Source organism: Pseudomonas cremoris (genome assembly GCF_014230465.1).
Genome location: NZ_JAAXCY010000006.1, coordinates 51,330 through 77,008, shown reverse-complemented (window position 1 = coordinate 77,008; position 25,679 = coordinate 51,330). Strand labels below are relative to the sequence as shown.

The window sequence follows — 25,679 nt, the reverse complement described above, 5'->3', positions numbered from 1 at the left end:
TGAGTCGGTTTTTTATGCCCGATGGTTTTACCCTTTCATCAATTGCGCCAGCAGCTCGTAGGAATGAATCCGGTCGGCGTGCTCATACAGGTCGCAGGTGAAGATCAGTTCATCGGCACCGGTTTGCTCGATCAACACTTCCAGTTTGGCGCGGATTTTCGCCGGGCTGCCCACCATTGCCAGGCCGAGGAAGCTGCCTACGGCGTCTTTTTCGTGGGGTAGCCACAGGCCTTCCATGGTTTTCACCGGTGGGCGCTGCACCAGGCTTTGCCCGCGCATCAGCGCGAGGATGCGTTGGTAGACCGAGGTGGCCAGGTAATCGGCTTGCTCGTCGGTGTCCGCTGCCACCAGAGGAATACCGAGCATTACGTAGGGCTTATCCAATACGGCCGAAGGCTTGAAGTGGTTGCGGTACACGCGAATCGCTTCATGCATCAGGCGCGGTGCGAAATGCGAGGCGAAGGCGTAGGGCAAGCCGCGTTCGCCGGCCAACTGTGCGCTGAACAGGCTGGAACCGAGCAGCCACACGGGTACGTTGGTGCCGGTGCCGGGGACCGCGATCACTCGTTGGTCGGGCGTGCGCGGGCCCAGGTAGGCCATCAGTTCGGCCACGTCTTCGGGGAAGTCGTCGGCGCTGCCAGAGCGTTCACGGCGAAGGGCGCGGGCGGTCATCTGGTCGGAACCAGGGGCTCGGCCCAGGCCCAGGTCAATACGGCCGGGGTAGAGGCTTTCCAGGGTGCCGAACTGTTCGGCGATCACCAACGGCGCGTGATTGGGCAACATCACGCCGCCGGAACCGACGCGAATCGTCGAGGTGCCGCCGGCGAGGTAGCCGAGCAATACTGAGGTGGCGGAGCTGGCAATGCCATCCATGTTGTGATGTTCAGCCACCCAAAAGCGGTTGTAGCCGAACTTTTCTACGTGCTGGGCCAGGTCCAGGGAATTGCGCAGCGACTGCGCAGGACTGCCGTTGGCGCGCACGGGCACCAGGTCGAGGGTCGAGAACTTTACGTCGGACAGCGATTTCATAAGCCTGCTTCTCCATTAGGTGCGCAGGCTTATAGACGAACCAAAACCTGCCGCTTCATGTGCATGCTCTATGAGATGTGGGCATATACCCGAGATTCAATAGCAGGTCGGGATATTTCCTACTGGATCGCTAGGTTTCTCCGACAAGATGAACTTTGCCATGCCGACTATCCTCAGAACCCTTACTGACGCAAAACCACCGTTCGAGGAGACCGCTATGAGTATCGTGAAAAAAGCATCCGCGCATTGGGAAGGTGACCTGAAGACAGGCCTGGGCTCCATCTCCACGGAAACCGGCGTATTGCGCGAAGCGCCCTACGGTTTCAAGGCCCGCTTCGAGGGTGGTAAGGGCACCAACCCCGAGGAATTGATCGGCGCGGCCCATGCCGGCTGCTTCTCCATGGCGTTTTCCATGATCCTTGGCGACGCCGGGCTCAAGGCTGACAGCATCGACACCCAGGCCGAAGTGACCCTGGACCAGGTTGAGGGTGGCTTTGCTATTACGGCCGTGCACCTGATTCTCAAGGCCAAGATCCCCGGCGCAAGCCAGGCGCAGTTTGATGAACTGAGCAAGAAGGCCAAGGAAGGGTGCCCGGTGTCCAAGGTGCTGAATGCAAAAATCAGCCTGGATGCCACCCTAGTCAGCTAACGCAGCAAAACCCCTGTGGGAGCGGGCTTGCTCGCGAATGCGGTGTGTCAGTCAATGAATCTGTGACTGTTACACCGCATTCGCGAGCAAGCCCGCTCCCACATTTGGTTTGTGTTAAATCAGAACTCGCGTTTACAAACTGTGGTCGAATAGCCATTACTGCCTAGGCGCACACCCGTGCGCAGTGCATTCAGGGAGCTTCACACATGAAACGTTTTGCCTTGGCGATCATCTGCGGCGTATTGGCCACGACGGCTGTGGCCGCGCCGAAAGATTGTGAAGAGCTCAGGAAAGAGATCGAGGTCAAGATCCAGGCTAACGCGGTGCCGTCCTACACCTTGGAAGTTGTCAGCAAGGAAGAAGCTGACAAGCATGATGTAGCCATGGTCGTCGGCAGCTGTGAGAACGGTACCAAAGCCATCATCTATCAGAAGAACAACGACTGATCAGAGACAGTTGACGCTGCGCTCTTCGGCCAGCAATTGGCGGGTGGTGTTGTACAAACGGATGTTTGGTGTGTAGGCCAGCGAGCGTCCTTCCAGGCGATAGCGTTGGCCAGCCTCGAAATGGTCGTACTGCAACGTTATGAAACACGTGCGGTCGGTCGTTTGCCCAAACCCGCTGAAGCTACCGCCGGTGGGCACCTCAAAGTCAAAGCGCACCATCAATTCGTGACTGCCCGGCGGGACTTGGAAAAAGCGCCCATCGTTGAGGTTCTTTCCGTCCAGGCGCTGCGCCATCACCAGTTTGGCGCCGGGTGTCGGGGTGGCGAAGTCAACCCAGGCCTGCTGCGGGTCCACTGGCGGTAGGGGCGTCATTGCACAGGCGCTGAGGAACAGGGCAGTGATGGGAAGCAAAAGCTGGCGCATGGCGGGCCTCAAGGTTGGAAAAAGTTGAGCCTTGCGGCCAATGCAGCAGGCTCTCCATCAGTATAAACACGCAACGCCATGGAAAAATTCCGTACGGGCAGGATAGTCTGGCGAGCAAATTACCCAGGAGCAGTCGTGGCATGGTCAGGCGTTTTCTTCCAGGGTTGATGGTTGTGCTGCTCAGCGGCTGTTCCAGCGTCAGTTATTACGGCCAATTGGCCAGCGGCCAGTGGCAATTGCTGCGGGCGCGGGAGCCGGTTTCCAAGGTCATCGCCGACCCTTCCCGCCCTCAACTGCTGCGGGATCATCTGGTGCAATCACAAAAGGCGCGCACCTTTGCCAGTGAACACCTGCACTTGCCCGACAACCAGAGTTACCGCTTGTACGCCGATATTGGACGGCCCTATGTGGTCTGGAATGTGTTCGCCACGTCGGAGTTTTCTCTATCTCCCGAAAACCATTGCTTCCCCATCGCCGGCTGCGTGGCCTATCGCGGCTACTACAACCAGGGCGCCGCACGCGGCGAGGCGGCGTTGTTGAAGCAACAGGGCATGGACGTGTCGATTGGCGGCGTCGAGGCCTATTCCACCCTGGGCTGGTTCAACGACCCGATCATGAACTCGATGATGAACTGGGGTGATGAGCGCCTGGCCACGCTGATCTTTCATGAGTTGGCGCACCAGCGTTTCTATGTGAAGGATGACACCGAGTTCAACGAGTCCTACGCCAACTTCGTCGAGCAGGAAGGCACGCGCCAATGGCGTGCCGCGCGGGGATTGGCACCGGCCAGTCTGTCGGCGGTACAGCAACGTGACGAGTTTACCCAACTGGTCCTCGACACTCGCCAGCGCCTGGAAAAACTGTATGCCCAGCCCCTTGCCTCCGATGTGATGCGGCGTGCCAAAGCGGCTGAGTTCGAGCGCCTGCGCAGCGACTACCAGGTGTTACGGGATAGCCGATGGGGTGGCGATAAGCGTTATGACGTGTGGATCAACCAGCCGATGAACAATGCACGGTTGTTGCCGTTTGGGCTGTATGACCAATGGGTGCCGGCGTTTGCGGCGTTGTTTGCGCAGGTAGATGGGGATTGGGTGAAGTTTTATGCAGCGGTGGAGAAGATGGGTGGGTTGCCGGTGGCGGAGCGAAAGGCTGCGTTGAGGCAGTTGGAGGTGGGTGACCTTTAGGGACTCTTCGCGAGCAAGCCCGCTCCCACAGTTGACCGATTTCCAGCATGAGAATGCGGTCGAATGTGGGAGCGGGCTTGCTCGCGAAAGCGGTCTCAAGCGCGCTGCAAAAACGCCTGATGCATCTCAGCCAACGTCTCGAAATGCCAAGTCGGCGCTTCGGCACTCAACTCTTCAAAACTGCCAAACCCATACCCCACCGCCGCGGAATCCAGCCCATTGCTGCGCGCGCCGATCAGGTCGTGCTTGCGGTCGCCAATCATCAAGGTGGTGGTCGGGTCCAGGCCTTCTTCGCTCATCAAATGCGCGATCAGCTCGACTTTGTTGGTGCGCGTGCCGTCCAGCTCACTGCCGTAGATCACCTTGAAGTGCTTGGCAAAATCGAAATGCCGGGCAATCTCGCGAGCGAATACCCACGGCTTCGACGTGGCGACGTAGAGCTGGCGGCCTTGGCTGCTCAAGTCTTCCAGCAGCGGCATCACACCCTCGAACACGTGGTTTTCATACAGCCCGGTGACCTTGAAGCGTTCGCGATAGAAATTCACCGCCTCCCAGGCCTTGGCTTCATCAAAGCCGTAGAACTGCATGAACGCCTGCAGCAACGGCGGGCCGATAAAGTGTTCGAGTTTGGCCAGGTCCGGCTCGTCGATGCCCAATTTGCCAAGGGCATATTGGATCGAGCGGGTGATGCCCTCGCGCGGGTCGGTGAGGGTGCCATCCAAGTCGAACAGAACGGTTTGGTAGTGCAGGGTCATCTGTCGAATCCTTCAGCCAGGTGCAGGTCTTTGAGCTTCACGTAGTTCGCGGCGCTGTAGGTGAAAAAGGCACGTTCTTTGTCAGTCAGTGGGCGAATCTGTTTAACCGGGCTGCCCACGTACAGAAAACCGCTCTCGAGTTTCTTGCCGGGCGGAACCAGGCTACCGGCGCCGATGATCACGTCGTCTTCCACCACGGCACCGTCCATCACGATGCTGCCCATGCCGATCAGGATGCGATTGCCCACCGTGCAGCCATGCAGCATGACTTTGTGGGCGATGGTCACGTCGTCGCCGATCAGCAGAGGAAAACCGTCCGGGTTGAAGGGCCCGGCGTGGGTGATGTGCAGCACGCAGCCGTCTTGTACGCTGGTGCGTGCACCGATGCGGATGCGGTGCATGTCGCCGCGAATGACCGTCAGCGGCCAGACCGAGCTGTCGGGGCCGATTTCGACATCGCCGATCACCACCGCCGAAATATCGACAAAAGCCCCGGCGCCCAGGGTTGGCGTGTGGTTCTGATAGGTGCGAAGGGTCACGATAGCCTCTCTCTCTTCTGCTGATAGCTGCGGTGGGCGTTGATTGTAATTAAGATGGCCCCATCTTTGTTCTTACATGTTTCTTCAGCCAAGGTGCCCACCGTGAGCGCGAACAACCCTCTTCTGCAGTCCTACGACCTGCCGCCGTTCTCGGCGATCCGTGCCGAGCACGTCCAGCCGGCCATTGAACAGATCCTCGCCGACAACCGCGTTGCCATCGAAGGCATCCTGCAAAGCCAAGGGAAAAATCCGACGTGGGCCGGTCTGGTGCTGGCCATGGATGAACTGAATGACCGCCTGGGCGCTGCCTGGAGCCCGGTCAGCCACCTGAACGCCGTGTGCAACAGCGCCGAACTGCGCGAAGCCTACGAAGGCTGCCTGCCAGCATTGAGCGCCTACTCCACCGAGATGGGCCAGAACCGTGAGCTGTTCCAGGCCTTCGAAGCCCTGGCCAACAGCCCGGAAGCCGCCGGTTTCGACGTGGCGCAAAAAACCATCCTGGAACATTCCCTGCGCGACTTCCGCCTGTCGGGTATCGATTTGCCGCCCGAGCAGCAAAAACGCTACGCCGAAGTGCAGAGCAAACTCTCCGAGCTGGGCAGCAAGTTCTCCAACCAATTGCTGGACGCCACCCAGGGCTGGACCAAGCACGTCACCGATGAAGCCACCCTCGCCGGCCTGACCGACTCGGCCAAGGCGCAAATGGCTGCCGCCGCCCAGGCCAAGGGCCTCGACGGCTGGCTGATCACCCTCGAATTCCCAAGTTACTACGCGGTGATGACCTACGCCCACGACCGTGCCCTGCGCGAAGAAGTCTACGCGGCCTACTGCACCCGGGCGTCGGACCAAGGCCCGAATGCCGGTCAGAACGACAACGGGCCGGTGATGGAACAAATCCTCGACCTGCGTCAGGAACTGGCCAAGCTGTTGGGCTACGCCTCGTTCTCCGAGCTGAGCCTGGCCACCAAGATGGCCGAGTCCAGCGACCAAGTGCTGAGTTTCCTGCGTGACCTGGCCAAGCGCAGCAAGCCGTTTGCCGCCCAGGACCTGCAGCAACTCAAGGCTTACGCTGCCGAGCAAGGCTGTGCCGATCTGCAAAGCTGGGACAGCGGCTTCTACGGCGAAAAACTCCGTGAGCAGCGCTACAGCGTGTCCCAGGAAGCCCTGCGCGCCTACTTCCCGATCGACAAAGTGCTGGGCGGCCTGTTCGCTATTGTGCAGCGTCTGTACGGCATCGAAATCGCCGAGCAAAAGGGCTTCGACACCTGGCACCCGGATGTCCGCCTGTTTGAAATCAAGGAAAACGGCCAGCACGTCGGCCGCTTCTTCTTCGACCTGTACGCCCGCGCCAACAAGCGTGGTGGCGCCTGGATGGACGGCGCGCGCGACCGTCGTCGTAAGGTTGACGGCGTATTGCAAAGCCCGGTGGCCAACCTGGTGTGCAACTTCACCCCGGCCGACAGCGGCAAGCCTGCTCTGCTGACCCACGATGAAGTCACCACCCTGTTCCACGAATTCGGCCACGGCCTGCATCACCTGCTGACCCGCGTTGAACACGCGGGCGTATCCGGCATCAACGGTGTGGCATGGGATGCGGTGGAGCTGCCGAGCCAGTTCATGGAGAACTGGTGCTGGGAGCCGGAAGGCCTGGCACTGATCTCGGGTCACTATGAGAGCGGCGAACCGCTGCCTCAGGACCTGCTGCAAAAGATGCTCGCGGCGAAAAACTTCCAGTCCGGCCTGATGATGGTGCGTCAGCTGGAGTTCTCGCTGTTCGACTTCGAACTGCACGCCACCCACGGTGATGGCCGCAGCGTGGCCCAGGTGCTCGAAGGCGTGCGCGATGAGGTTTCGGTGATGCGTCCACCGGCCTACAACCGCTTCCCCAACAGCTTTGCACACATCTTCGCCGGCGGTTACGCGGCGGGCTACTACAGCTACAAGTGGGCCGAAGTGCTCTCGGCAGATGCCTTCTCCAAGTTCGAAGAAGATGGCGTGCTCAATGCCGAGACCGGCCGTGCATTTCGCGAGGCGATCCTGGCGCGTGGTGGTTCCCAGGAGCCGATGGTGTTGTTCGTCGATTTCCGCGGACGTGCGCCGTCGATTGACGCACTCTTGCGCCACAGCGGCCTGAGTGAGGACGCAGCAGCATGAGTGAAGGGCCTGTGATGACCAAAAAGCAATTTATCGCCGGGGCGGTCTGCCCGGCGTGCAGCGAGCCGGACAAGTTGAAGATGTGGACCGAAGACAGCGTGCCGCATCGCGAATGCGTGGCCTGCGGTTATACCGACACGCTGAATGACCAAGGGCTGTCTGTGCCCAAGGAACTGGGCACCCGGGTGAATACCTCGGCGTTGAAAGCGCCGGACCCGAAGGTGCAGGCCGTGCAGTTCTTTCCTAATCCAAAGCTGAAGAAAGACTGAATCTGTTACCCCCTGGGATCAATTCTCAGGGGGTAATCACCAACGCGGTTTTTTCTTCTGCTGTCTCATCCTTCGCCGGGTTCAACCAGCTTTTCATCGAGCACAGCGCAAACGCACTGGTGCTGCAATCGCCGTTCGCCAAGGCAGTACGCAATTTGTCGATATCGGCCTTCATCATGTAGCGGACCCCGTCCTTGAAGCCGTTGCTGGTGCCGAAGCCGCCAAGGGTCATCTCGTTCAGCGCATCTTCCTTGCTCCACCCCTGCACCACGACGCGATACATCGCTGCCATCAGGCCGGTGCGGTCAGAGCCGTGTTTGCAATGCATCAGCACCGGGCCGTCTGCCTGTGCGTCCTGGATTGCGCGCAATGCCGCCAGCACGTCGGAATCGTCGACATGATTGGTGCGATAGGACAACTGCACTTGTTTGATATTGGAAGATTTCAGCCAGTTGGCGTCTGATTCAGGCAGGAAGTTGATCACGGTGCCGATCTTGAGCTTTTCCAGGGCTGGCACTGCGTTGCTGTCTGGCAGCGCGCTGCGATACAGCGTGGGGGTCATTTGGTGCAGGTTGAATTGATTGCCGACAGGCTGGGCCCATTCGGGTGAGCGCAGGGATGTTGTGTCGTCGGCTTGCGCGTGGACGGTAGTGAACATTGCCATGAGCGCCAGGCCGAAGGCAGGCAGCAATCGAATCGAGGACATGCGCGTTGTGACCGAATAGGGAAAGGGCTGATGGGCCTCAGGTTCGTCTAACGGGGGTCAATGTCTTGTGAGGTACTCGTCAAAGAATCGTTAATCATCTGAGCTGATCCGGTGTTTTTGCCGCTGAACCGATTCATCTCGATTCTTAGGCTGCTATCATTTGTAACTATTGTTTGCCGGTGTGTTCTATCCCATTGGCTAGCCACATTCACGCTGCTCCCAGAAGCGGCTGAAAAATCCCGTGACCACATGATGAGGTGCACCCATGTCTGATCAAGATCGAGACAACCCCCGGCGTGACTTTTTGCGCAAATCCTTGACCTTGATCCCGGTGGTCACGGTTGCCAGCACCGGCCTTGGCGGCTCGATGTTGATGGCTACGCCTGAACCGGCCCAGGCTGCTCCGGCCAAGCCGGTGGCGAGCGAAAAGCCCTATGAGCCGAGTTATTTCACTGTCGAAGAATGGGCGTTTATCAACGCCGCTGTCGCGCAACTGATTCCCGCCGATGCCCAAGGCCCTGGCGCTCTGGAAGCCGGTGCGCCGGAGTACATCGACCGCCAGATGAACACACCGTATGCCAGCGGCGCGTTGTGGTTCATGCAAGGCCCGTTCAACGCCGACGCCGCGCCGGAAATGGGCTGGCAGTCCAAGTTGGTCCCCAAGGAGATCTATCGCCTGGGTATTGCCGCGACGGATGCATGGTCGAAGGCTTTCAACGGTAAAGCTTTTGCTGCGCAAGACAGCGCTACCCGAGACGATATGCTGCGGCGTCTGGAGGCTGGCGGCAGTGAAGTGTCGGCGCATTTCGAGGCGGTGCCGCCGAAGATTTTTTTCAACCTGTTGCTGCAAAACACCAAGGAAGGCTTCTTCTGCGACCCGATCCACGGCGGCAACAAGGGCATGGTCGGTTGGACCATGATCGGTTTTCCCGGCGCGCGCGCCGATTTCATGGACTGGGTTGAACGCAACGAGCAATACCCCTTCCCGGCTGTTTCCATCCGCGGCGAGAGGGCATAAACGTGGCGACCATCATGAAGAAAGTAGACGCGGTGATCGTAGGCTTCGGCTGGACCGGCGCGATCATGGCCAAGGAGCTGACGGAAGCAGGCCTGAACGTGGTAGCGCTGGAGCGCGGCCCGATGCAGGACACTTACCCGGACGGCAACTATCCGCAGGTCATCGACGAACTGACCTACAGCGTGCGTAAAAAACTCTTCCAGGACATTTCCAAAGAGACGGTGACCATTCGCCACAGCGTGAATGACGTTGCCCTGCCCAATCGTCAGTTGGGTGCGTTCCTGCCGGGCAATGGCGTGGGCGGTGCGGGCCTGCATTGGTCCGGCGTGCATTTTCGCGTCGACCCGATTGAGTTGCGCATGCGCAGCCATTACGAAGAGCGCTACGGCAAAAACTTCATCCCCAAAGACATGACCATCCAGGACTTCGGCGTCAGCTACGAAGAGCTGGAGCCGTTTTTCGACTACGCCGAAAAAGTCTTCGGCACCTCCGGCCAGGCGTGGACCGTCAAGGGCCAGTTGGTAGGCGAAGGCCGTGGCGGTAACCCGTATGCGCCGGATCGTTCAAATCCGTTTCCGTTGGAATCGCAGAAAAACACCGTCTCTGCACAGCTGTTTCAGAAAGCCGCTGCTGAGGTGGGTTACAAGCCCTACAACTTGCCGTCGGCCAATACCTCGGGGCCTTACACCAATCCCTACGGCGCGCAGATGGGCCCGTGCAACTTCTGCGGGTTCTGCAGCGGATACGTTTGCTACATGTATTCCAAGGCATCACCGAACGTGAACATCCTGCCGGCACTGCGCCAGGTGCCGAACTTCGAACTGCGCCCAAATTCCCACGTGCTCAAGGTCAACCTCGACAGCACCAAGAGCAAGGCTACCGGCGTGACTTACGTCGACGCCCAGGGCCGCGAGTGCGAGCAGCCGGCGGACCTGGTGATCCTCGGTGCGTTCCAGTTCCATAACGTGCGCCTGATGCTGCTCTCGGGTATCGGCAAGCCTTACGACCCGATTACCAACGAGGGCGTGGTAGGCCGCAACTTTGCCTACCAGAACATGGCCACCATCAAGGCATTCTTCGACAAGGACACCCACACCAATAACTTTATTGGTGCCGGCGGCAATGGCGTGGCCATCGATGACTTCAACGCGGATAACTTCGACCACGGCCCTCATGGTTTTGTGGGCGGCTCGCCGATGTGGGTCAACCAGGCCGGCAGCCGGCCGATTGCCGGTACATCCAACCCGCCGGGCACACCGGCGTGGGGCAGCGCGTGGAAGCGCGCCACCGCCGATTACTACACACACCAAGTGTCGATGGATGCCCACGGTGCGCATCAATCTTACCGAGGCAACTACCTTGATCTGGACCCGGTGTACCGCGATGCCTACGGCCTGCCGCTGCTACGGATGACATTCGACTGGCAGGAAAATGACATCAAGATGAACCGCTTCATGGTCGAGAAAATGAGCAAGGTCGCCGAAGCGATGAACCCCAAGGCCATTGCCTTGCTCGGCAAAAAGGTCGGTGAACATTTCAATACTGCGTCGTACCAGACCACCCACCTAAACGGGGGCGCGATCATGGGTACCGACCCGAAGACCAGCGCATTGAACCGCTACTTGCAATGCTGGGATGTACACAACGTATTTGTGCCGGGCGCATCCGCTTTCCCACAAGGCCTGGGCTACAACCCTACGGGCTTGGTGGCGGCATTGACCTATTGGTCGGCGCGGGCGATCCGCGAGCAATACCTGAAAAACCCCGGCCCACTGGTTCAGGCATAAGGAGCGATGACCATGAAAGCATTCGTTATCGCCTCCCTGGCGTTGTTCAGCAGTTGCTCGGTCAGCGCCGCCGACACCGATCTGATCAAACAGGGCGAATACCTGGCCCGCGCCGGTGACTGCGTGGCTTGCCACACGGCCAAAGGCGGCAAGCCCTTTGCGGGCGGCCTGCCGATGGAAACCCCGATTGGCGTGATCTATTCCACCAACATCACTCCTGACAAAACCGGCCTGGGTGACTACAGCTTTGAAGACTTCGACAAGGCTGTGCGCCATGGCGTCGCCAAAAGCGGTAGTACGCTTTACCCAGCGATGCCCTATCCGTCCTACGCACGCGTCAGCGACAGCGATATGCAGGCCTTGTACGCGTACTTTATGAAAGGGGTGGAGCCCGTCGCGCAAGCGAACAAGGACAGCGATATTCCCTGGCCCTTGAGCATGCGTTGGCCGCTGGCGGCATGGCGTTGGATGTTTGCGCCGGCGGTCGAGGAGCACCAGGCCCAAGCGGCTACTGATCCGGTCGTAAGCCGTGGCGCCTATCTGGTCGAAGGCCTTGGCCATTGCGGCGCGTGTCATACGCCACGGGCCCTGACCATGCAGGAAAAAGCCCTGAGCGCGACCGACGGTAGCGCTTTCCTGTCTGGCAGCGCACCGCTGGAGGGTTGGATCGCGAAGAGCTTGCGTGGCGATCACAAGGACGGTCTCGGCAGTTGGAGCGAAGAGCAACTCGTGCAATTCCTCAAGACCGGTCGCAGTGACCGCAGCGCAGTGTTTGGCGGCATGAGCGATGTGGTGGTGCACAGCATGCAGTACATGTCGCAAGACGACCTGACCGCTATCGCGCGCTACCTCAAGAGCCTGCCGGCGGTCGATCCGAAAGATCAGCCGCATCAGTACGACAAACAGGTTGCTGAGGCGCTGTGGAAGGGTGATGACAGCAAGCCGGGTGCGTCGGTGTACATCGACAACTGCGCGGCCTGTCATCGTACCGATGGGCATGGTTACACGCGGGTGTTCCCGGCGTTGGCGGGCAACCCGGTGCTGCAGACGGCGGATGCCACGTCGTTGATCAACATCGTGTTGAATGGCGGCACCTTGCCGGCAACCCACGCAGCACCGTCCACCTTCACCATGCCCGCGTTTGCATGGCGCCTGTCGGACCAGGAAGTGGCGGATGTGGTCAGTTTCGTCCGTGGCAGTTGGGGTAATAAGGGCGCCCCCGTGAAGGCCGGTGACGTGGCGGACCTGCGCAAGAACGATATGCGCACCACCTCGGGCGATGACCTTGGCCAGGTGACACAAAAGCACTGATGCTTGCCTGACTGCCAAACGGCACTGGTCAGAAGGCGTGCGCCTCGATACTGTATATAAAAACAGTATCGAGGCGTTTTCATGTCTACTCCGCTGCCGCCCCGTGGCCGGGGCACGGCCACCAACCTGCATAATCGCTTTGCGCCTACCGTCAGCGTGGCCGAGGACGACGGCTGGTATCAGGAAGTCCCGCCAACCCAGGGCACGGAAGTGCGCATCGAAACGGCCAAGACCATCATCACCCGCAACAACTCTCCGGACTTGCCGTTCGACCGTTCGATCAACCCCTATCGTGGGTGCGAGCATGGCTGTATCTACTGCTATGCGCGGCCCAGCCATGCGTATTGGGACATGTCGCCGGGGTTGGATTTCGAAACCAAGTTGATCGCCAAGAGCAATGCCGCCGACGTGCTGGAGCAGCAACTGTCGAAACCTGGCTACGTGTGCGCGCCGATCAACCTGGGCTCCAATACCGACCCGTACCAGCCTATCGAGCGTGAGTACACGATCACCCGACAAACCCTCGAAGTGCTGCTGCGCTACCGGCACCCGGTGACCATCATCACCAAGGGCTCGCTGATACTGCGCGATCTCGACCTGCTGATCGAGTTGGCCAAGCAGCGCCTGGTAGCGGTGATGATCAGCCTCACCAGCCTGGACGACGAACTCAAGCGCATCCTGGAACCGCGCACCGCAGCACCCAAGGCGAGGCTGCGGGCGATCAGGGTAATGCGTGAGGCGGGCATCCCGGTGGGCGTGCTGTGTTCGCCGATGATCCCGATGATCAACGACAGTGAGCTGGAGAGCCTGCTCGCAGAAGCCCATGCAGCCGGCGCGCAAAGTGCGGCGTACATGATGCTGCGCCTGCCGCTGGAGGTGGCGCCGCTGTTCGAGGAGTGGCTGGCGGCGCATTACCCTCAGCGCGCGGCCCATGTGATGAGCCTGGTGCGCCAGGTACGCGGGGGCGAGGTATACGACAGTCGCTTCGGCGTGCGCATGCGTGGCGAGGGGCCGTTTGCCGATTTGCTGGCCCAGCGCTTCAGCAAGGCGATCAAGCGGTTGGGGCTCAATCGTCGGGAGGGTTTCAATCTGGACTGCACGGCGTTCTGCCCTCCGGGCAGGCAGATGGCATTGTTGTAGACTGATAGGGAAGAACGCACTATTCCTGTAGGAATAGTCGCGTTATGACATCACTGAAAGCCGCGTTATAGAGCGGTTCATTCAGTTTGAGTTAAGTTTCGGCGGTTACCTTGTTCATCGAGTGACTGACGAGTCGGCGTCGTCGTTGTAGGAAATTTTTCTGCTTGGCGCCGGACTAACCTGAACACTCCCCTGCATTAATCAAGAGGATGAATCATGAGTGACAAGGATAAACAGCCGTTGGCTGCGTCGGCTTCAGCCCCTCAGGTGGCGGAATCCGCCGATGCAGCGCTGCAGCATATCGTTGACGGCTTTTTGCATTTCCATCACGACGTCTTCCCCCAGCAGGAAGAACTCTTCAAGAAACTCGCCACGGCCCAGAGCCCGCGGGCGATGTTCATTACCTGTGCCGACTCGCGCATCGTGCCCGAGCTGATCACCCAAAGCTCCCCGGGTGATCTGTTCGTGACCCGTAACGTCGGCAACGTGGTGCCGCCTTATGGGCAGATGAACGGCGGTGTGTCGACGGCCATCGAGTACGCCGTATTGGCGTTGGGCGTGCAGCACATCATTGTCTGCGGGCATTCCGATTGCGGTGCCATGCGCGCGGTGCTCAACCCCGATAGCCTGGAGAAGATGCCGACGGTCAAGGCTTGGCTGCGGCATGCCGAGGTCGCCAAGACCATGGTTCACGACAACTGCGACTGCGCCAATGAAGGCGAGAGCATGAAGGTGCTGACCGAAGAAAACGTCATCGCCCAGCTGCAACATCTGCGCACCCACCCTTCCGTGGCTTCGCGCATGGCCAATGGTCATTTGTTTATCCATGGTTGGATCTACAACATCGAGACCAGCGAGATCCGGGCCTACGATGCGGATCAATCGGCGTTTCGACCCTTGAGCGGCGAAGGCCCGATTCCTTCCGCGACGCCTAAAGCGCGCTTCTAAAACACTTCCCTGCCGGGTAACGCGATGGCTGCCATTAGAGCAGCCAGGCGTTGCCACGCCCGGCGAATGCCTCGGGAGAGTCATCATGCGTGCTGCTCAATTGAAAGCTGTACTGCCACGGGAGCTGCTCGCCTCCGTGGTTGTGTTTCTGGTCGCCCTGCCCTTGTGCATGGGGATCGCGATTGCGTCCGGGATGCCGCCGGCCAAGGGCCTGATTACTGGCATCATCGGGGGCTTGGTGGTGGGTTGGCTGGCGGGATCGCCTTTGCAGGTCAGTGGTCCGGCGGCAGGCTTGGCGGTGTTGGTGTTCGAGTTGGTGCGCCAGCACGGCATGTTGATGCTCGGGCCGATTCTGCTGCTGGCGGGCTTCCTGCAACTGGTGGCGGGGCGCCTGCGCCTGGGCTGCTGGTTTCGTGTTACGGCGCCGGCGGTGGTCTACGGCATGCTGGCGGGGATCGGTGTGCTGATTGTGCTGTCGCAGATCCATGTGATGCTCGATGGCGCGCCCAAGCCTTCCGGGCTGGATAACCTGGCAGGCTTTCCGGCGGCAGTGGCACAGGCCATTCCAAGCCTGGGTTGGCAGGCAGGTTTGCTTGGGTTGTCGACCATGCTGGTGATGTACCTGTGGGACAAATTGCGCCCGGCACGCCTGCGTTTTGTACCCGGCGCCCTGCTGGGCGTGGGCCTGACCACTGCGGTCAGTCTGCTGCTGGCGTTGCAGGTCAAGCGTGTGGAAGTCCCGGAAAACCTCGCCGATGCTATCGACTGGCTGCGCCCCAGCGACCTGCTGAACCTGGCTGATCCGCAATTGTTGATCGCGGCTTTTGCCGTGGCGTTTATCGCCAGTGCGGAAACCCTGCTTTCCGCCGCCGCGGTTGACCGCATGCACAGCGGCCAGCGTTCTGATTTCGACAAGGAATTGTCCGCCCAAGGTGTCGGCAACATGCTCTGCGGCCTGGTCGGCGCGTTGCCGATGACCGGCGTGATCGTACGCAGCTCGGCCAACGTACAGGCGGGCGCCACCACGCGGCTGTCGGCGATGTTCCATGGCCTGTGGCTGCTGGCGTTCGTTTTGTTGCTGTCGAGCGTGCTGCAAAGCATTCCGGTGGCGAGCCTGGCGGGTGTGCTGGTGTACACCGGGATCAAGCTGGTGGACCTCAAAGCGTTCAAGGCCTTGGGGCGATATGGGCGGATGCCGATGTTTACTTATGCCGCCACTGCGCTGGCAATCATCTTCACCGACCTGCTGACCGGTGTACTGGTGGGCTTCGGGCTGACGTTGGTGAAGTTGGCGTTCAAGGCTTCACGCTTGAAAGTCAGCCTGATTGATTTGCCCCAGAACGGTGAGATGGAGCTGCGATTGACCGGTGCGGCGACCTTTTTGAAAGTGCCGGCACTGACCCAGGTGCTGTCGACGGTACCGGCGGGGACCACGGTGCATGTGCCGCTGAACAACCTGAGTTACATCGACCATTCCTGCCTGGAGCTGCTGGAGGAATGGGGGCGAGCCAACGCGGCGAAAGGCTCGAAGCTGGTAATCGAGGCGCGTGGGTTGAAGCGACGGTTGGAAGGTCGGGTGCGTATGACTACAGGGATAGGTTCCACGGCCCCGACTAGCTGACGAAACCGGATCAAAAATGTGGGAGCGGCGGTGCGACGATTCGACTTGCTCGCACCGCCGCTCCCACATTTGATCGCTATGAGGCTGGAAAATCAGGCCGGCTGATCCAGGGCCAACTCAACCCCAAGCTGGCGTGACAAGCACGGCCAACGCTTCCACGCCGCTTCTGTATTCGGGCTCTTGAGCGTCTCGCGGTAGGCCTCCACCGACTCCAGCGCAAAGCTGTCTTCGTTGAGCATCTCATCCACTGCCAAATGCACCGCTTCATCCAATTGGTTGGCGAATGCTTCGCCGATCAGTTGGTGGGCGATCAGGTTGGCCACGGTAGTGTCCGCCGGAATCAACGGCTGACCGAAGTGCTTGATATACAGATCGTTGACCTCTTCCACCAAACGGTGAGCCAGGTAGGCTTCGTCCAGCAGACCATCGAGCCCTACATGGCCGGCCAAGATCGCGGGCGGTTGCAGGAAGAAATGCTCGGCAATTTTCAGCACCGGCTTGATCTGGCTTTCGATGCCGGCCTCGCGGGCCACGTCGTTGGCGGCGTCGAGCAAATCCGGGACGAGGTCGATGTAGGCGGTGACGAAGCGGGTCATAACGATGTTGCGATCACCGTCAGCCAGGGAGATGGCCGAATGCAGGTGCGGCAATTGGGTTTCCAGTTGCTGGGCAAGCTGGCCCGTGCTGGCTTCGTGTTGATGGGCACGGGAAATCTGCTCGCGCAATGCGGCGGTGTTCATGAAGGCTCCAGTGATGCAGGCGTAGGAAAAGGGAGAGGATAAGGTAGCTCGTTTATACGAGCGCCTAAGACGCATTTGTCATAATTATTTCATGGTTATGCGCCCCTGTTATATCGAATTGCCATCGTTCGTCGGATAAACGATTCCGCCCCCGGTTTTATTGGCTCCGCCCGTCCGTTTTTACTCATTTGTCCCTACACATTGCGGGGTTGCAGAGCCTGTCTATACTCGGGTTTGTACGCAATTAGCTGATGACGCCAGACTGCATAAGCAGGTGAGGCTAAGCGGTTGTAAGCAGTATGGAAGCCGCTCCCTTCGACGCAGGTGCAAACCGGCGGGATAACAAGAACGATAAGGGGAACCCGCAATGACGCGACATCCACATGTTTGGATGGGCCTCCTGTTGTGGTCGGTATTCGGCCAGGCGCACGCCGCCTGGACAACGAATATGGCGCCAGGGGCTACAGAAGTCAGTCACGCCGTGTTTGACCTGCACATGACCATTTTCTGGATTTGTGTGGTGATCGGCATCGTCGTGTTTGGCGCGATGTTCTGGTCGATGATCCTGCACCGCCGGTCCACGGGCCAGGTGGCGGCGAAGTTCCACGAGAGCACGACCGTGGAAATCCTCTGGACCGTGGTGCCCTTGCTGATCCTGGTGGCCATGGCCATTCCGGCAACCAAGACCCTGATCAATATCTACGACAGCAGTGAATCGGATATCGATATCCAGGTCACCGGCTATCAGTGGAAGTGGCATTACAAATACCTGGGCCAGGACGTGGAGTTCTTCAGCAACCTGGCCACGCCCGCCGAGCAGATCCATAACCAGGCCGTGAAAGGCGAACATTACCTGTTGGAAGTCGACCAGCCGCTGGTGTTGCCGGTAGGGGCCAAGGTGCGTTTCCTGGTGACGGCTGCCGACGTGATCCACTCCTGGTGGGTGCCGGCCTTTGCGGTCAAGCGCGATGCGATCCCCGGCTTCGTCAACGAGGCCTGGACCCGCGTCGAGAAGCCCGGCATCTACCGTGGCCAGTGCGCCGAACTGTGCGGCAAGGACCACGGTTTCATGCCCATCGTGGTCGAGGTCAAGTCCAAAGCGGACTACGACACCTGGCTCGGCGAGCGTAAGGAAGAAGCCGCCAAGCTCAAAGAGTTGACCTCCAAAGAGTGGACGCTGGAAGAACTGGTGGCCCGTGGCGACAAGGTCTACCACACCACCTGCGTGGCCTGTCACCAGGCTGAAGGCCAAGGCCTGCCGCCGATGTTCCCGGCGCTGAAGGGCTCGCCGATTGCCACTGGAGCTAAGGAAGACCACCTGCACCGCGTCTACTTCGGCAAACCCGGCACCGCCATGGCCGCCTTCGGCAAGCAGTTGTCGGAAGTGGATATCGCCGCCGTGGTGACCTACGAACGCAACGCCTGGGGCAACAACAAAGGCGACATGGTCACGCCCAAGGATGTGCTGGCTTTGAAACAGGCAGAAAGCAAATGACCGCGCTCAGAGCCTATGCCCCGAACCGCCCCGCCCACTCGCTTGCAGGAGAACGGCCATGAGCACTGTGATCGATGACCATGGTCACGCCGACCATGCCCACGGCCCCGCCAAAGGCCTGATGCGCTGGGTGCTGACTACCAACCACAAAGATATCGGCACGATGTACCTGTGGTTCGCCTTCACCATGTTTTTGCTCGGCGGCTCGTTCGCCATGGTGATCCGCGCCGAACTGTTCCAGCCGGGCTTGCAGATCGTGGAGCCGGCGTTTTTCAACCAGATGACCACCATGCACGGGCTGATCATGGTGTTCGGCGCGGTGATGCCGGCGTTCGTCGGCCTGGCCAACTGGATGATCCCGCTGATGATCGGCGCGCCGGACATGGCCCTGCCGCGCATGAACAATTTCAGCTTCTGGTTGCTGCCGGCGGCGTTCCTGCTGCTGGTCTCCACGCTGTTCACGCCAGGTGGCGGGCCGAATTTCGGCTGGACCTTCTACGCCCCGCTCTCCACCACCTACGCGCCGGAAAGCGTGACGTTCTTCATTTTTGCGATTCACCTGATGGGCATCAGCTCGATCATGGGCGCGATCAACGTGGTCGCCACTATCCTCAACCTGCGCGCGCCCGGCATGACGTTGATGAAGATGCCGCTGTTCGTATGGACCTGGCTGATCACCGCGTTCCTGCTGATCGCGGTGATGCCGGTGCTGGCGGGCTGCGTGACCATGATGCTGATGGACATCCACTTCGGCACCAGCTTCTTCAGTGCGGCCGGCGGCGGTGACCCGGTGCTGTTCCAGCATGTGTTCTGGTTCTTCGGTCACCCCGAGGTGTACATCATGATCCTGCCGGCCTTTGGCGCCGTCAGCTCGATCATACCGACCTTCTCGCGCAAACCATTGTTCGGCTACACCTCGATGGTCTACGCCACGGCGAGCATCGCGTTCCTGTCCTTCATCGTGTGGGCGCACCACATGTTCGTGGTGGGCATTCCGTTGGTGGGCGAGTTGTTCTTCATGTACGCCACGCTGCTGATTGCCGTGCCGACCGGGGTCAAGGTGTTCAACTGGGTCAGCACCATGTGGCAAGGCTCGCTGACGTTCGAGACGCCAATGCTGTTTGCGGTGGCCTTTGTGATTTTGTTCACCATCGGCGGCTTCTCCGGGCTGATGCTGGCGATTGCCCCGGCGGACTTCCAGTACCACGACACCTACTTCGTGGTGGCGCATTTCCATTACGTACTGGTGCCCGGTGCGATCTTCGGCATCTTCGCCTCGGCCTATTATTGGCTGCCGAAATGGACCGGCCACATGTACGACGAAACCCTCGGCAAGTTGCACTTCTGGCTGTCTTTCGTGGGCATGAACATGGCGTTCTTCCCGATGCACTTCGTGGGGCTGGCCGGCATGCCGCGCCGGGTACCGGATTACAACCTGCAATTCGCCGACTTCAACATGGTGTCGTCGATTGGCGCGTTTATGTTTGGTGCCACGCAGATCTTCTTCCTGTTCATCGTGATCAAGTGCATCCGTGGCGGCCCACCTGCGCCGGCCAAGCCGTGGGATGGAGCTGAAGGGCTGGAGTGGAGCATTCCTTCGCCGGCGCCTTATCACACGTTTACTACGCCGCCGGAGGTTAAATGAACACCTCGGTCGCTCGGCCGGCTCCCACAGTAGGTGAGTGTCATGGCTGACTCCGTGCCGCTTAAACGCCTGGTCACGCGCCTGCTGATTCTGGTGCTGGCCATGTTCGCCTTCGGCTTTGCCCTGGTGCCGATCTACGACGTGATGTGCAAGGCGTTCGGCATCAACGGCAAGACCGCCGGGCAATACGAAGGCGAGCAGGTTGTCGACCCTTCGCGGCAGGTGCGAGTGCAATTCCTGTCGACCAACGCTATCGACATGGTCTGGGAGTTTCATTCCAAGGCCGACGAAGTGGTGGTCAACCCAGGGGCCGTCACCGAGATGCTTTTTGTGGCCTACAACCCCACCGACAAGGCCATGACCGCCCAGGCCGTACCGAGCATTTCCCCGGCCGAAGCGGCGATGTATTTCCACAAGACCGAATGTTTTTGCTTCACCCAGCAAGTGTTGCAACCCGGCCAGCGTATCGAGATGCCTGTGCGCTTCATCGTCGACCGGGCGATGCCCAAGGATGTGAAGCATTTGACCCTGGCGTACACGCTGTTTGATATCACTGCGCGCCAACCGCCGGTGGCCGTCCACACCGGCGGCTAGCTACTGTTTGGCCCCTTAATCAGGAGAGCGAATACATGTCGTCTCATGATACGTACTACGTACCAGCGCAAAGCAAATGGCCAATAATTGCCACGTTTGGCATGTTGATCACGGTGTACGGCCTGGGCGTGTGGTTCAACGACCTCAAGGCGGCGCGCCCGGAATCACACGGCCCGTGGATCTTTTTCGTCGGGGGGCTGCTGCTGGCCTACATGCTGTTCGGCTGGTTCGGCGCGGTGATCAAGGAAAGCCGTGCCGGTTTGTACAGCCCGCAGATGGACCGCTCGTTTCGCTGGGGCATGACCTGGTTCATCTTTTCCGAGGTGATGTTCTTTATCGCATTCTTTGGTGCACTTTTTTATGTCCGGCACATGTCCGGCCCGTGGCTGGGAGGTGAAGGTCATAAAGGCATCGCCCACATGCTGTGGCCGGACTTCCAGTTCACCTGGCCGCTGCTCAACAACCCCGATCCCAAACTGTATCCGCCACCGGAAGGCACCATCAGTCCGTGGGGCCTGCCGCTGATCAACACGATTTTGCTGGTCAGCTCCAGCGTGACCATCACCATCGCCCACCATGCATTGCGCAAAGGCCATCGTGGCGCGCTGAAAATCTGGCTGGCGCTGACGGTGTTGCTGGGTTGGGCGTTCCTGGGCTTTCAGGCCGAGGAATACATCCATGCCTACAAGGAGCTGGGCCTCACCTTGGGTTCGGGTGTGTACGGCGCGACGTTCTTCATGCTCACCGGGTTCCACGGCGCCCACGTGACCATAGGCACCATCATTTTGTTTGTGATGCTGATGCGCATCCTGCGCGGGCATTTCAATGCGGAGCACCAGTTCGGGTTCGAGGCCGCCAGTTGGTATTGGCACTTTGTGGATGTGGTGTGGATCGGGCTGTTTTTCTTCGTATATGTGTTGTGAGGGGGGTTACCAGGGGGCGTGAGACACCAACTGGCCGCTGAAAAAGCCCCAGGCGATCAGTGCCAGGGTGATCACGGCCAGTACCACGCGCACGGTCAGGGCGTTGACGAGGCGGTTGGAGTTGCCCTCGTCCTTGACCAGGAAGAACAAGCCACTGAACAGGCTCACGACGGTCGCGATCAGCATCAGGGCAATGGCGGCTTTGAGCATGGTCTGGCTCCGGGGGTTTTTTATCGGGAGGGCGAGGCAATGAAAACAAGTATAGCCAGCGCCACAAAACGCTTTCGCCCAGGGCTTGCGCCGACGCTGGTGGTGTTGGTGCTGCTGCCACTGATGGTTGGCCTGGGCTTCTGGCAGCTGTCCCGTGGCCATGAAAAACAGCTGCTGGTGGACAGCTATGCGCAGCGGCGTGTGGCTGAGCCGGTCAATAGCACGCAACTTGATGAGATGGCTGATCCGGCCTTCCGCCGCGTCCGTCTGCGTGGGCAGTTCGACGCCGAACACAGTGTGCTGCTCGACAATCGCATGCGCGATGGCAAGGCGGGCGTCGAGCTGCTGCAACCATTTCACGACCAGGCCAGTGGCCTGTGGCTGTTGCTCAACCGCGGCTGGTTACCTTGGCCAGACCGGCGCACCCCGCCCGCTTTCACAACGCCTGAGCAGCCGTTGAATCTCGATGCCTGGGTCTACGTGGCCCCCGGCGAAACCTTCCAGTTGCACGCCGATCCGGTCACCGCGCAATGGCCGCGTTTGCTTACTGCACTGCATCCCGCTGCCCTGTGGGCTGAGCTGGGCCGCAGCGGTTTTACCTATGAGCTGCGCGCCGAGCCCGGCCCCGGTACGTACGACACCGACTGGGCCGTGGTTGCGATGGGCCCGGAAAAACACCTGGGGTATGCCGTGCAGTGGTTCGCCATGTCGCTGGCGCTGTTGGCGCTTTACCTCTACCTCGGATGGCACACCACAAAAAAGGAGAAGCCCCATGGGAGCGGCCATGAATCCACTCAACGTGTCTGAGGTGCCCGACCGGCGCAAAGGCCGTTGGCAGTTGATCTTGATCCTGATGATGGTGATCGGCCCAATGGCGCTGGCCACCTTCATGTACAAATTGCAGTTCTGGGTACCGGACAGCCGCAGCTATCACGGCGAGATGATTGGTAATGGCCAGACCCGCGCCGACATCGGCGTTCAGGCCGATGAGGATCGCTGGCAGTTGCTGGTGACCGCGCCCACCGCGTGCGCCGCCGATTGCCAGCAATTGGTGTACTTGGCGCGTCAACTGCAAATCAGCCTGGGCCGTGATGCGTCCCGCGCCAGTCATGCATTGGCCAGCGCCCAGCCGGTGAGCACGGAGTACGAGGCCAAGCTCAAGGCTGAATACCCGCAGCTACAACGCTACCCGCTCGACCTGACGACCTTCACCAAGAACGCCGCTGCGCCGGGTGATGCGCAACTGTGGATCGTCGACCCTCATGGCAACTTGGTGTTGCGCTATGACGCGAAGGTGAAAGGCAAGGACCTGCTCAACGACCTGCGCTTGCTGTTGAAACTGTCGAACATCGGATAAGGGCATCGTCATGGCCAAACCTGGATTTCGCCTCGCGTTGTTTGCCACCTTGCTGGCGCTGATTGTCGTGCTGTTGGGTGCCTATACCCGTCTGACCCATGCGGGCCTGGGTTGCCCGGACTGGCCGGGTTGCTACGGTTTTATCAGCGTGCCGCAAAGCGAAGCCCAGCTGGCGCATGCCGAGCTGCATTTTCCTGACACGCCGGTGGAGGCCGACAAAGGCTGGGCAGAGATGACGCATCGCTACTTTGCCGGCACATTGGGGCTGCTGATCGTGCTGTTAGCCGCGCGTTCGTGGAGCCATCGGCGTGATCCGGGCCAGCCGGTGAAGTTGCCGCTGTTCGTGTTGGCGGTTGTGTTTGCCCAAGCTGCCTTCGGCATGTGGACGGTGACGTTGAAGCTGTGGCCGCAAGTGGTCACGGGCCATTTGTTGGGCGGTTTTGCCACCTTGAGCCTGTTGTTTCTGCTGACGTTGCGCTTGTCCGGCGTATTGCCTGCGTTGATTGTGCCCAAGCGCCTGCAGTATTGGGCGACGGCCGGCTTGGTGCTGGTGATCGGGCAGATTGCGCTGGGGGGCTGGGTCAGTTCGAACTATGCGGCGGTGGCGTGTATCGATCTGCCGACCTGCCATGGCGAGTGGTGGCCGGCGGCGGATTTTGCCAATGGCTTTCATCTCACCCAGCACATAGGCCCCAACTACCTGGGCGGGCAGTTGGACAGCGAGGCGCGGACGGCAATTCACCTGACCCATCGCGTTGGCGCCGTCATCGTCTCGCTGGTGTTGCTCGGCCTGGCCTGGCAGCTCAAGGTGGTCGGCATGACGCGCTTGGCGGGCTTGCTGCTGATCGCCTTGGCTGCACAAATTTGCCTGGGCCTGAGCAACGTGTATTTCCATCTGCCACTGCCGGTGGCGGTCGCGCATAACGCCGGCGGCGCAACCTTGTTATTGACGTTGGTGCTGGTCAATTACCACGCCCGTACCAGCTTGGTCCGGGTGCGCAACCAGCTGCCGTTTGGCTGGCGCTTTATCCCTCGCAAACACGTATCGGGCCTGATTACCCTTAAAGGAGAGATGCCATGGCGGCCTTGATCGGCGCGCGTCATCGCCAGGCGCTGTGGCGCGATTACCTGGAGCTGACCAAGCCGAAAGTGGTGGTGCTGATGCTCATCACCTCTCTGGTCGGCATGTTCCTCGCGACCCGCGCCGGGGTGCCGTGGACGGTGCTGGTGTTCGGCAACCTGGGGATTGCCCTGTGTGCCGGGGGCGCGGCGGCGGTAAATCATGTGGTGGATCGGCGCATCGATGCAGTGATGGCACGTACACACAAGCGGCCACTGGCTGAGGGGCGTGTGTCACCTCTGGCAGCGTTGGCGTTCGCGTTGTTTCTGGCGGTTGCGGGGCTAGCCCTGCTGCTGGCGTTCACCAACCCCTTGGCGGCGTGGCTCACGTTGGCTTCGTTGCTGGGCTATGCGGTGATCTACACCGGCTTTCTCAAGCGAGCGACGCCGCAGAATATCGTCATCGGCGGCCTGGCCGGTGCGGCGCCGCCGTTGTTGGGCTGGGTCGCGGTCACCGGCCATGTCAGCGCCGAGCCGTTGTTGCTGGTGCTGATCATCTTCGCCTGGACACCGCCGCACTTCTGGGCGCTGGCCATTCATCGCAAGGAGGAATACGCCAAGGCCGATATTCCCATGCTGCCGGTCACCCACGGCGAGCACTACACCAAGGTGCATATCCTGCTCTACACCTTCGCCCTGCTGGCGGTGAGCCTGATGCCCTATGTCATCCACATGAGCGGCCTGCTCTACCTGGCGTGTGCACTGGTATTGGGCGCGCGCTTTCTGCAATGGGCCTGGGTGTTGTACCGTGGCGCTCAGCCGCACGCGGCGATCAACACCTTCAAGTACTCTATCTGGTACCTGCTGTTGCTGTTTATCGCGCTGCTCGTAGACCACTACTTATTGTTGAACCTATGACCCGAACTCAAAAAACCGTCTTTATCCTGGTGGCCATCGTCGCGTTGATCATGGGCCTGACCGTCAACAAAGTACTCAGTGGCAAAGGCCAGGGTGACCCCACTGCGTTGATCGACGCTGGCATCATCCTGCTGCCGCAAAGTCGCCAGCTGCCGCCGGTGACCATGACGAACCAGGACGGCCAGCCCGTGGTGGTCAACGAGTTGAAGGGCAAGTGGAGCCTGCTGTTCTTCGGCTACACCTTCTGCCCGGACATTTGCCCAACCACCCTCGCCCAGCTGCGTCAGATCAAGAGCGAGTTGCCCAAGGACGTTGTGGATAAGTTGCAGGTGATCCTGGTCAGCGTCGATCCGCATCGCGATACGCCGACCCAGCTCAAGCAGTACCTGGGTTACTTCGACCCACAATTTGAAGGCCTGACTGGCGCTAATGTGGACGATGTGCAGAAGGTCTCGAATGCGGTGAGCATTCCGTTTATCCCGGCCGATACCAGCAAGCCGAACTACACCGTGGACCACAGCGGCAACCTGGCGGTGATCGGGCCGGATGGGACGCAGCGTGGGTTTATCCGGGCGCCGTTGAATAACCAGAAGCTGGTGGCGCAGTTGCCTGGGTTGCTGCAGCGCAAGTAGCTAGCCACACAAAACAAATGTGGGAGCGGGCTTGCTCGCGAATGCGGTGTCTCAGTCATGGATCTATCGACTGACACTCTGCATTCGCGAGCAAGCCCGCTCCCACATTTTTTGATCTCCGGTGTTT

At 60.1% G+C, this 25,679-nt stretch carries 27 protein-coding genes; 20 read left to right on the top strand and 7 right to left on the bottom strand.

Going from position 1 to position 25,679, the window contains the following annotated elements; all coding sequences use genetic code 11:
- Positions 1-27 precede the first annotated feature (27 nt).
- Entirely contained in the window at positions 28-1,029 is a 1,002-nt protein-coding gene (locus tag HF257_RS16355; protein ID WP_185709648.1) for an LLM class flavin-dependent oxidoreductase, read from the bottom strand.
- A 217-nt stretch (positions 1,030-1,246) separates the two neighbouring features.
- Here HF257_RS16355 and HF257_RS16350 point away from each other — a divergent pair, with 217 nt between their 5' ends.
- Positions 1,247-1,678, top strand: coding sequence for an OsmC family protein (locus tag HF257_RS16350; RefSeq protein WP_064450019.1), 432 nt, complete (start codon positions 1,247-1,249; stop codon positions 1,676-1,678).
- Positions 1,679-1,884: 206 nt separating this feature from the next.
- Positions 1,885-2,124, top strand: a complete 240-nt coding sequence (locus HF257_RS16345; protein ID WP_185709649.1) for a DUF1161 domain-containing protein — start codon at positions 1,885-1,887, stop codon at positions 2,122-2,124.
- Here the strand turns inward: HF257_RS16345 and HF257_RS16340 are convergent, their stop codons facing one another.
- Complete coding sequence (locus tag HF257_RS16340; protein ID WP_185709650.1) at positions 2,125-2,547, bottom strand: PA0061/PA0062 family lipoprotein; 423 nt, start codon at positions 2,545-2,547, stop codon at positions 2,125-2,127. It lies immediately after the preceding gene.
- Between the two features lie 140 nt (positions 2,548-2,687).
- Between HF257_RS16340 and HF257_RS16335 the strand changes: the two genes are divergently transcribed.
- Complete coding sequence (locus tag HF257_RS16335) at positions 2,688-3,731, top strand: aminopeptidase (protein ID WP_185709651.1); 1,044 nt, start codon at positions 2,688-2,690, stop codon at positions 3,729-3,731.
- A 95-nt stretch (positions 3,732-3,826) separates the two neighbouring features.
- Here HF257_RS16335 and HF257_RS16330 read toward each other — a convergent pair whose 3' ends face one another.
- Entirely contained in the window at positions 3,827-4,486 is a 660-nt protein-coding gene (locus HF257_RS16330; RefSeq protein WP_185709652.1) for an HAD family hydrolase, read from the bottom strand.
- A complete protein-coding gene (locus tag HF257_RS16325; RefSeq protein WP_185709653.1) occupies positions 4,483-5,025 on the bottom strand; it encodes a gamma carbonic anhydrase family protein in 543 nt (180 codons plus the stop codon). The genes HF257_RS16330 and HF257_RS16325 overlap by 4 nt, the downstream gene beginning before the upstream one ends.
- Before the next feature lie 102 nt (positions 5,026-5,127).
- Here HF257_RS16325 and prlC point away from each other — a divergent pair, with 102 nt between their 5' ends.
- Positions 5,128-7,179, top strand: coding sequence for an oligopeptidase A (gene prlC / locus HF257_RS16320; protein WP_332872296.1), 2,052 nt, complete (start codon positions 5,128-5,130; stop codon positions 7,177-7,179).
- On the top strand, positions 7,176-7,448 hold the full coding sequence (locus tag HF257_RS16315; RefSeq protein WP_185709655.1) for a YheV family putative zinc ribbon protein: 273 nt from the start codon (positions 7,176-7,178) through the stop codon (positions 7,446-7,448). Before prlC ends, HF257_RS16315 begins: the two co-directional genes overlap by 4 nt.
- A 25-nt stretch (positions 7,449-7,473) precedes the next feature.
- Here the strand turns inward: HF257_RS16315 and HF257_RS16310 are convergent, their stop codons facing one another.
- Positions 7,474-8,154 carry a dual specificity protein phosphatase family protein gene (locus HF257_RS16310; RefSeq protein WP_185709656.1) on the bottom strand — a complete coding sequence of 227 codons (681 nt, stop codon included), beginning with the start codon at positions 8,152-8,154 and terminating at the stop codon, positions 7,474-7,476.
- A gap of 265 nt (positions 8,155-8,419) precedes the next feature.
- Here HF257_RS16310 and HF257_RS16305 point away from each other — a divergent pair, with 265 nt between their 5' ends.
- From HF257_RS16305 to HF257_RS16280, 6 genes are all read left to right on the top strand, one after another.
- A complete protein-coding gene (locus tag HF257_RS16305; RefSeq protein ID WP_185709657.1) occupies positions 8,420-9,172 on the top strand; it encodes a gluconate 2-dehydrogenase subunit 3 family protein in 753 nt (250 codons plus the stop codon).
- A 2-nt stretch (positions 9,173-9,174) separates the two neighbouring features.
- Complete coding sequence (locus HF257_RS16300; RefSeq protein WP_185709658.1) at positions 9,175-10,959, top strand: GMC family oxidoreductase; 1,785 nt, start codon at positions 9,175-9,177, stop codon at positions 10,957-10,959.
- A 12-nt stretch (positions 10,960-10,971) separates the two neighbouring features.
- Positions 10,972-12,270 carry a cytochrome c gene (locus HF257_RS16295; RefSeq protein ID WP_185709659.1) on the top strand — a complete coding sequence of 433 codons (1,299 nt, stop codon included), beginning with the start codon at positions 10,972-10,974 and terminating at the stop codon, positions 12,268-12,270.
- Between the two features lie 81 nt (positions 12,271-12,351).
- Positions 12,352-13,410, top strand: coding sequence for a PA0069 family radical SAM protein (locus HF257_RS16290; protein WP_185709660.1), 1,059 nt, complete (start codon positions 12,352-12,354; stop codon positions 13,408-13,410).
- 216 nt (positions 13,411-13,626) lie between these two features.
- Complete coding sequence (locus HF257_RS16285) at positions 13,627-14,358, top strand: carbonic anhydrase (RefSeq protein ID WP_185709661.1); 732 nt, start codon at positions 13,627-13,629, stop codon at positions 14,356-14,358.
- Between the two features lie 85 nt (positions 14,359-14,443).
- A complete protein-coding gene (locus tag HF257_RS16280; RefSeq protein WP_185709662.1) occupies positions 14,444-15,979 on the top strand; it encodes a SulP family inorganic anion transporter in 1,536 nt (511 codons plus the stop codon).
- Positions 15,980-16,071: 92 nt separating this feature from the next.
- Here HF257_RS16280 and HF257_RS16275 read toward each other — a convergent pair whose 3' ends face one another.
- Positions 16,072-16,719 (bottom strand): hypothetical protein, encoded by a 648-nt coding sequence (locus HF257_RS16275; protein ID WP_185709663.1) that lies wholly within the window; start codon positions 16,717-16,719, stop codon positions 16,072-16,074.
- A 367-nt stretch (positions 16,720-17,086) separates the two neighbouring features.
- Here HF257_RS16275 and coxB point away from each other — a divergent pair, with 367 nt between their 5' ends.
- The 4 genes from coxB to HF257_RS16255 are packed head-to-tail and all read left to right on the top strand — an operon-like array spanning position 17,087 to position 21,376.
- On the top strand, positions 17,087-18,214 hold the full coding sequence (gene coxB, locus HF257_RS16270; RefSeq protein WP_185709664.1) for a cytochrome c oxidase subunit II: 1,128 nt from the start codon (positions 17,087-17,089) through the stop codon (positions 18,212-18,214).
- 58 nt (positions 18,215-18,272) lie between these two features.
- Complete coding sequence (ctaD, locus tag HF257_RS16265; protein WP_016969522.1) at positions 18,273-19,859, top strand: cytochrome c oxidase subunit I; 1,587 nt, start codon at positions 18,273-18,275, stop codon at positions 19,857-19,859.
- A 42-nt stretch (positions 19,860-19,901) separates the two neighbouring features.
- Positions 19,902-20,453: a cytochrome c oxidase assembly protein gene (locus HF257_RS16260; RefSeq protein ID WP_185709665.1), complete on the top strand. Its 552-nt coding sequence runs from the start codon at positions 19,902-19,904 to the stop codon at positions 20,451-20,453.
- Between the two features lie 35 nt (positions 20,454-20,488).
- Positions 20,489-21,376, top strand: a complete 888-nt coding sequence (locus tag HF257_RS16255; protein ID WP_185709666.1) for a cytochrome c oxidase subunit 3 — start codon at positions 20,489-20,491, stop codon at positions 21,374-21,376.
- A gap of 6 nt (positions 21,377-21,382) precedes the next feature.
- On the opposite strand, the gene HF257_RS16250 is transcribed toward HF257_RS16255, so the two are convergent.
- Positions 21,383-21,586, bottom strand: coding sequence for a twin transmembrane helix small protein (locus tag HF257_RS16250; RefSeq protein WP_135309325.1), 204 nt, complete (start codon positions 21,584-21,586; stop codon positions 21,383-21,385).
- 39 nt (positions 21,587-21,625) lie between these two features.
- On the opposite strand from HF257_RS16250, the gene HF257_RS16245 reads away from it, so the two are divergent.
- The 5 genes from HF257_RS16245 to HF257_RS16225 are packed head-to-tail and all read left to right on the top strand — an operon-like array spanning position 21,626 to position 25,552.
- The gene (locus tag HF257_RS16245; RefSeq protein WP_185709667.1) at positions 21,626-22,393 is read left to right on the top strand and encodes an SURF1 family protein; all 768 of its coding nucleotides are present in this window, start codon (positions 21,626-21,628) and stop codon (positions 22,391-22,393) included.
- A complete protein-coding gene (locus HF257_RS16240) occupies positions 22,359-22,943 on the top strand; it encodes a hypothetical protein (RefSeq protein ID WP_185709668.1) in 585 nt (194 codons plus the stop codon). The genes HF257_RS16245 and HF257_RS16240 overlap by 35 nt, the downstream gene beginning before the upstream one ends.
- 10 nt (positions 22,944-22,953) lie before the next feature.
- Positions 22,954-24,033, top strand: coding sequence for a COX15/CtaA family protein (locus HF257_RS16235; protein WP_185709669.1), 1,080 nt, complete (start codon positions 22,954-22,956; stop codon positions 24,031-24,033).
- Positions 24,021-24,920 (top strand): heme o synthase, encoded by a 900-nt coding sequence (gene cyoE / locus HF257_RS16230; RefSeq protein ID WP_185709670.1) that lies wholly within the window; start codon positions 24,021-24,023, stop codon positions 24,918-24,920. The genes HF257_RS16235 and cyoE overlap by 13 nt, the downstream gene beginning before the upstream one ends.
- Positions 24,917-25,552 carry an SCO family protein gene (locus HF257_RS16225; RefSeq protein ID WP_185709671.1) on the top strand — a complete coding sequence of 212 codons (636 nt, stop codon included), beginning with the start codon at positions 24,917-24,919 and terminating at the stop codon, positions 25,550-25,552. Before cyoE ends, HF257_RS16225 begins: the two co-directional genes overlap by 4 nt.
- Positions 25,553-25,679 lie beyond the last annotated feature (127 nt).

Coding starts and splice junctions, on each gene's coding strand:
- HF257_RS16345 (WP_185709649.1), top strand. CDS start 1,885: ATGAAACGTTTTGCCTTGGCGATCATCTGCGGCGTATTGGCCACGACG.
- cyoE (WP_185709670.1), top strand. CDS start 24,021: ATGGCGGCCTTGATCGGCGCGCGTCATCGCCAGGCGCTGTGGCGCGAT.
- ctaD (WP_016969522.1), top strand. CDS start 18,273: ATGAGCACTGTGATCGATGACCATGGTCACGCCGACCATGCCCACGGC.
- HF257_RS16225 (WP_185709671.1), top strand. CDS start 24,917: ATGACCCGAACTCAAAAAACCGTCTTTATCCTGGTGGCCATCGTCGCG.
- HF257_RS16235 (WP_185709669.1), top strand. CDS start 22,954: ATGGCCAAACCTGGATTTCGCCTCGCGTTGTTTGCCACCTTGCTGGCG.
- HF257_RS16260 (WP_185709665.1), top strand. CDS start 19,902: ATGGCTGACTCCGTGCCGCTTAAACGCCTGGTCACGCGCCTGCTGATT.
- HF257_RS16290 (WP_185709660.1), top strand. CDS start 12,352: ATGTCTACTCCGCTGCCGCCCCGTGGCCGGGGCACGGCCACCAACCTG.
- HF257_RS16330 (WP_185709652.1), bottom strand. CDS start 4,486: ATGACCCTGCACTACCAAACCGTTCTGTTCGACTTGGATGGCACCCTC.
- HF257_RS16245 (WP_185709667.1), top strand. CDS start 21,626: ATGAAAACAAGTATAGCCAGCGCCACAAAACGCTTTCGCCCAGGGCTT.
- HF257_RS16315 (WP_185709655.1), top strand. CDS start 7,176: ATGAGTGAAGGGCCTGTGATGACCAAAAAGCAATTTATCGCCGGGGCG.
- HF257_RS16280 (WP_185709662.1), top strand. CDS start 14,444: ATGCGTGCTGCTCAATTGAAAGCTGTACTGCCACGGGAGCTGCTCGCC.
- HF257_RS16335 (WP_185709651.1), top strand. CDS start 2,688: ATGGTCAGGCGTTTTCTTCCAGGGTTGATGGTTGTGCTGCTCAGCGGC.
- HF257_RS16305 (WP_185709657.1), top strand. CDS start 8,420: ATGTCTGATCAAGATCGAGACAACCCCCGGCGTGACTTTTTGCGCAAA.
- HF257_RS16285 (WP_185709661.1), top strand. CDS start 13,627: ATGAGTGACAAGGATAAACAGCCGTTGGCTGCGTCGGCTTCAGCCCCT.
- HF257_RS16355 (WP_185709648.1), bottom strand. CDS start 1,029: ATGAAATCGCTGTCCGACGTAAAGTTCTCGACCCTCGACCTGGTGCCC.
- HF257_RS16240 (WP_185709668.1), top strand. CDS start 22,359: ATGGGAGCGGCCATGAATCCACTCAACGTGTCTGAGGTGCCCGACCGG.
- HF257_RS16350 (WP_064450019.1), top strand. CDS start 1,247: ATGAGTATCGTGAAAAAAGCATCCGCGCATTGGGAAGGTGACCTGAAG.
- HF257_RS16250 (WP_135309325.1), bottom strand. CDS start 21,586: ATGCTCAAAGCCGCCATTGCCCTGATGCTGATCGCGACCGTCGTGAGC.
- HF257_RS16275 (WP_185709663.1), bottom strand. CDS start 16,719: ATGAACACCGCCGCATTGCGCGAGCAGATTTCCCGTGCCCATCAACAC.
- HF257_RS16295 (WP_185709659.1), top strand. CDS start 10,972: ATGAAAGCATTCGTTATCGCCTCCCTGGCGTTGTTCAGCAGTTGCTCG.
- HF257_RS16340 (WP_185709650.1), bottom strand. CDS start 2,547: ATGCGCCAGCTTTTGCTTCCCATCACTGCCCTGTTCCTCAGCGCCTGT.
- coxB (WP_185709664.1), top strand. CDS start 17,087: ATGACGCGACATCCACATGTTTGGATGGGCCTCCTGTTGTGGTCGGTA.
- HF257_RS16255 (WP_185709666.1), top strand. CDS start 20,489: ATGTCGTCTCATGATACGTACTACGTACCAGCGCAAAGCAAATGGCCA.
- HF257_RS16310 (WP_185709656.1), bottom strand. CDS start 8,154: ATGTCCTCGATTCGATTGCTGCCTGCCTTCGGCCTGGCGCTCATGGCA.